Annotated in this window: 4 protein-coding genes, 1 pseudogene and 1 other annotated feature; of the genes and pseudogenes, 1 reads left to right on the forward strand and 4 read right to left on the reverse strand. The window is 37.5% G+C overall.

What is annotated here, in order from left to right:
* Positions 1-590, forward strand: a pseudogene (locus FC36_RS12120) (hypothetical protein); the annotation flags it as partial.
* A 282-nt stretch (positions 591-872) separates the two neighbouring features.
* On the opposite strand, the gene xerS reads toward FC36_RS12120, so the two are convergent.
* From xerS to FC36_RS05495, 4 genes are all read right to left on the reverse strand, one after another.
* Positions 873-1,970, reverse strand: coding sequence for a tyrosine recombinase XerS (gene xerS / locus FC36_RS05480; protein WP_305068733.1), 1,098 nt, complete (start codon positions 1,968-1,970; stop codon positions 873-875).
* Between the two features lie 25 nt (positions 1,971-1,995).
* Positions 1,996-2,871: a proline iminopeptidase gene (gene pepI / locus FC36_RS05485; RefSeq protein ID WP_025021527.1), complete on the reverse strand. Its 876-nt coding sequence runs from the start codon at positions 2,869-2,871 to the stop codon at positions 1,996-1,998.
* Positions 2,872-2,930: 59 nt separating this feature from the next.
* Positions 2,931-4,043 (reverse strand): vitamin B12 independent methionine synthase, encoded by a 1,113-nt coding sequence (locus FC36_RS05490; protein ID WP_023859538.1) that lies wholly within the window; start codon positions 4,041-4,043, stop codon positions 2,931-2,933.
* A 64-nt stretch (positions 4,044-4,107) separates the two neighbouring features.
* Positions 4,108-4,340, reverse strand: a binding site (T-box leader).
* A 275-nt stretch (positions 4,341-4,615) separates the two neighbouring features.
* Positions 4,616-4,993, reverse strand: coding sequence for a GtrA family protein (locus tag FC36_RS05495; protein WP_035188944.1), 378 nt, complete (start codon positions 4,991-4,993; stop codon positions 4,616-4,618).
* Positions 4,994-5,172: the final 179 nt, after the last annotated feature.

The raw sequence follows: 5,172 nt of genomic DNA on the forward strand, positions 1-5,172 counted from the left end.
GCGCAAGCGCATCAGAATCAACAAGTACGAGTGACTCAGCTTCGAAGAGTGCAAGTGCATCAGAATCAACAAGTACAAGTGGTTCAGTTTCAACGAGTGCAAGCATGTCTGAATCAACGAGTACAGATGAGGTTGTTAGGAAAGCAGAACTTAAGGGTGTAGTTCTTCAAAATCAAATCGCAAAAATTTTAACTAGTGAAGTGGAAGTCAGTCAGGTTACAAGTACTGAAGATATAAGCACTTCGATGTTAGCGCCACTAAATGTTTTAACTGGGTCATCAGTACATCCAACTACTATAACACTTACAAGTGATATTCAAACTACAAACCAAAATGTGAATGTAATAGTGGGTAATGCTAGCAAAAAAAATAATGACGCTAGTGGTCTAGTACAAACTGGTAGTGATTCAGCAAAAGGCAAATGGATTGTTGGAACAGTCGAAAAGTCAGCCAAGCAATCGTCCGTTGGTGAAGTTATTAATAATTTTATAAGTTCTAATTTAATAGGAACTTATGGTACGATGGCTGGTATGGGGGTGTTAATGACCCTAGTACCGTTACTCAGTATGCTTAATCGCAAGAAGAGATAGCTTAAAAAGTCTTAGGGAGTATACTCTCTAAGACTTTTTGGTGTATTTATAACTTCTAGGATTGTAGAGTTTGTTTTTTCTGCGAGATTATAAATTCTGAAGTTAAGTGCACAACCTGATTTAGTAGTTAATAATTTGAAAAAGCAAACAGTTTTGGTTGGATGATGCTGCAATTTTTTGTTAAAAATTAAAAATCTGTAACTTAGTTTCCGTAAGTTAAAAGCCTTAAGAAATCAACGTTTTGGAAAGCGTAATTTCTTAAGGCTTGTTATTTTCACTTTTCTATAACCGATTTAAAGCATCGCTAGCTGCATCGTTATTGATGTGGGTATACAGTGTGGTGGTAGTGGTTGAACTGTGTCCCAATTGTTGAGCCGTTAAAACTAAGTTATTTGTTTCTTGGTATAGCCGTGTCGCTAAAGTGTGGCGTAATTTGTGCGGGGTGACGCGAACTTTAAATTCTTTGGAATACTTGGCTACCATTTTTTCAATTGCTGATCCGGTGATTCTTTGTGAATGCCCTTTGGTTAAGGTTAAAAAAAAGGCTTTCTCGTATTTATCAGGATGGTAACGGGAGTCGCGAATTTGACGATAACGATCAAGATATTCCATGGCAAAAGCGGCAATTCTGACTGAGTCTTTTTTTGAGCCTTTGCGCAGAACTGACACTCGATTATTTTCAAAGTCTAAATCATCAAGATTAATCCCTACTACTTCCGATAAACGTAACCCTGAAGCTAACATTAAAGCATTTAGGGCGAGATTACGTTCGAGATCACGCTTGTGAAATAGTAATGCTCGCGGAGTGAGATTTTGCGGATAAATGTTTTCAATAAAGTCCAAGTATGCTTGACTTTCATCACCTAAAAAAAGCTTGTCTTCAATGGCATCAGCCCGAGCCTGTAAAGTTTGTCGTTGAGTTACGTTGGATAAGTCTTCCATAATATTATGACTCAAAAAAGGCTTATTTTGATGGTTGTTAGCACTTTTGGCTAAATATTTGAAAATCACTTTGAGAGCTGTAATATGACGTTGGATGGTAGGTTTAGCTAATAGTTCATTTGAAGGCAATGCTTGACCATTTTGATCTACGCGCTTGGTATTCATTTTATGGCGGCTAAGTAAGTAGGATTTATACTCGGTGGCATCTCGGAGGGTAATTTTGTCAAGTTCACCCACACTAATATCTGCGGTAATAGAAGCACTAACTTTTTTTTGATTAATTAACCATTGGCAAAATTGATGGAAGTTTTTGAGATATTCCAATAGGGTTGCCGGTGAGTATTCATCGGCCGTTTTGACAGTGATGAATTCACTAATATAAGCGGGGAGTTGTGCTTTAAGTTTATCAATTTTAATAATTGCTTCATCATGTAGCAAGATAGTCCACATCCTTTCGCTCTCATTATACCATAGCTAGCCAGGTCTGAAGAGTTTGAAGATAGGCGGAATGATTATCAACAAAAGGCATGTGACGACAATTAGCAAAGAGTTCCCATTTAGCATACGGAAGTTGGTCATACATGGTTTTAGCGATTAAAGGTGTACATAAATCATCTGTACCGCTAGTAATTAAAGTTGGTAAGGTTAACTCCGATAAGCGGTGGGTGTATTCAAAGTTTTTGAGATTGCCATTAGGATGGTATTCGTTGGGCCCCCAAGCAGTTTTATAGGCTAAAGAGCCAATTTTACGAGGACGCTTTAAAACACTGGGGCTTTGTTCAGTAACTTCGTAAACATGTCGTTTCATGAATTCACTGTTGGCAATGAGATAGGCTGGGTGGCTAAAATCAAGGCTTGTCTCTGCTTGGGCAATAGCAGCCTGCATATTAGTAGGAAGCTCTTTGATAAGGCGGTGTAGCTCTTGAACCCAAAGTGAGACCGAAGACAGAGTTGAAGATAAAATTAAACTTTTAACACCTTGAGCTTGGTAATCACAGAGGTAGGCCAAAGCTAGCATACCTCCGAAAGATTGTCCCAAAAGGTGAATTTCATCCAAGTGGAGTTGTTGGCGTAAGTTAATAAGTTCGGCAATCCAAGTTTCCATACAGTAAAATTTCGGGTTACTAGGAATCGAAGAAAGTCCACAACCTAATTGGTCATAACTAATGATTTGGCGTTCACTTAGTTCAGCTAATTCATCTAGGACCTCAAAGTAATCGTGACAGGAGCCAGGCCCTCCGTGTAAGAGGACTAAGGGAGCTTGCTTAGTTTTTTTACCGACCACACGACAATAAGTATGGTAATTTTTAAAAGAAAGATATTTTTCTTCAATATACATAGGACCCTCCTATTTTTAGCGTAACAAAAACCCCAAGATACAAGCTTAGGGATTAAAAATTAGGACCAAATTTCTTGAGCAGTTTGGACCACAAGAGCTAGTTTTTTCCACTGTTCTTCTTCAGTAACAGCATTTCCTTCTTCCGTAGAGGCGAAACCACATTGGGTGGAAAGAGCTAGATTTTCTAATGGTACATATTCACTAGCTGCTACAACTCGTTGCTTAAGTTGCTCTGGATCTTCTAAGTCAGGAAATTTAGAAGTAATTAAGCCAAGAACGATAGTTACATTAGGGCGGTTGTGCCAAATTTCAGCTAGAGGTTCGAAACTTCCAGAACGTTCATTGTCATATTCTAGGAAGAAACCATCGTAGTTGAGTTGCCCTAGATAGGAAGCGATATATTCATAGCCACCGGTATAAAGGTAGGTGGACTTGAAGTTTCCTCGGCAGACGTGAGTTGTGATAGTTAAGTCGTCTGGTAAGTCTGCTAGGGTGGCGTTAATAACTTTAACTGCGTCTTCGGCGATTTTTCGGTATTTAGCTTGTTCTTGGAAGTCATGTTTAGTATCAATGAATTTATTGATTAAAAAAGCCCAGGTCGTGTCATCAAGTTGGAGATAACGGCAACCAAGTTCATAGAATCTAAGAATTGTTTGGTGGTAAGCTTGGGCCAAGTCAGTTAAATATTCTTCCCATGATTCATAAAAATCAAGGGCTAGATCGCTACGATTATCACGAAAGAGCATAGTTGGTGACGGGATAGTTTGTTTGGCTAAGATCCCTTCTGGTGTGTTGGCTTGTAGCGTCTTGAAGTCTTCGAAAAAAGGGTGATTAGGGTTATAAGCGATTCTACCAGTAAGGTGGACATTATCGGTCCGGGTTTTGCTACCATGGAATTTGTAACTTTCGCTATAGTCGTAACGGTCAACTCCGGTTAGACCCCATAAAAAGTCTAGGTGCCACCAAGACCGAGCAAATTCTCCGTCCGTTACAGCGTTGAAACCTAGCTTTGCTTGTTTGTGGGCAACACGGGCAATTTCTTTAGTTTGTAAGTTTTTAAGTTTTGCTCGGTCTAATTGTCCGGCTTCAAAAGCATGACGACTTTGGCTCAATTTAGTAGGACGTTTTAAGCTTCCTACTAAATCAAAATGAAAAGGTGCGTTTTTTGACATATAAATTACCTCCAAAAATTATTGACAAGTGAAAAAATCCCCATCCTTACTTCTCAAAAGAGAAGTCAAGGACGGGGCTAGCCGTGTTACCACCTTGATTTATCTTTAATTTACATTAAAGACCTCAATCACTAAAATTAGTGCTTACGCTAAGGGGTAAGAACCCTAGCTGGCTCAAGACTTCACCAGCTAAATCCTCCAAGACCATACTTCACTAAGTGTTCCTTAGCCTCTTCTCAGCACTGAGGCTCTCTGTATAAGTACTAACTTAATTACTCATCTTTTCACCGTTTTTTAATATATCTATAAGGTAATTATAGCTTAAATTAAAAAAAAGACAAGTGCTATTTATTAATTTATCCAAAAATTGAGTTTATGGAGGTAGGGGGAGGATTCTCTAAGGATTGAACTACCTTGGTTAGAAAATTCCTTACTAGGATATGCAAAGGCAAGAGAGACATAAAAAGTAAAGAACGCTAGAATTTACGTTGCCGGAGCGTGAATTCTAGCGTTTCTTTTGATGTCATTTTAAAGGATGTTGGAAGATTTAATTTTTTCCATTTTTTTACGTTCTAATCTTTAAAGGCCCAAAAACGTTGCCCTACGTAATTTAAAACCACAAAAAAAATCGATCCGGCTAACATGGCAATATTATTTTGAATATTAGGACCAAAACTAGCCATAGCCATTACGGTTAGTGGTTTAGCTAAACCGTAGGCAACAAGATAACAAATTGTAATATTAATGGTAAATTTCAAAATCACCTTGAAACCTTTACTATTATTTTGGAAAGTGAAATATTTATTTAAAAAATAACTAAGGATACTGCCAAAAATATAGTTAGAAGCTGATGAAATCCAATAATTAAAGTGGAAAAAGTTATAGAATAAAAACATGATTCCCATCCCAAAAATAGTGTTAGCAATTCCCACCAGGATAAACTTTAACATGGTAACATCAAAAAAATTTTTGAGTTTTTGCAAGATTTTTCCTCCAATTTTTTTAACAACTAAGTTTAGCATAAAAATTTGTCAGGAGCAAAAGAAAATTACGGAAGGTAAACCTTTTTTAAAAGACAGATTGTAAAATATAAGTTGAACATTTAAGTGGACAAGAAAACCCATAAAGG

The sequence above is a fragment of the Ligilactobacillus equi DSM 15833 = JCM 10991 genome (assembly GCF_001435735.1).
GTDB classification, from domain to species: domain Bacteria; phylum Bacillota; class Bacilli; order Lactobacillales; family Lactobacillaceae; genus Ligilactobacillus; species Ligilactobacillus equi.

Coding starts and splice junctions, on each gene's coding strand:
- pepI (WP_025021527.1), bottom strand. CDS start 2,871: ATGTATATTGAAGAAAAATATCTTTCTTTTAAAAATTACCATACTTAT.
- FC36_RS05490 (WP_023859538.1), bottom strand. CDS start 4,043: ATGTCAAAAAACGCACCTTTTCATTTTGATTTAGTAGGAAGCTTAAAA.
- FC36_RS05495 (WP_035188944.1), bottom strand. CDS start 4,993: ATGTTAAAGTTTATCCTGGTGGGAATTGCTAACACTATTTTTGGGATG.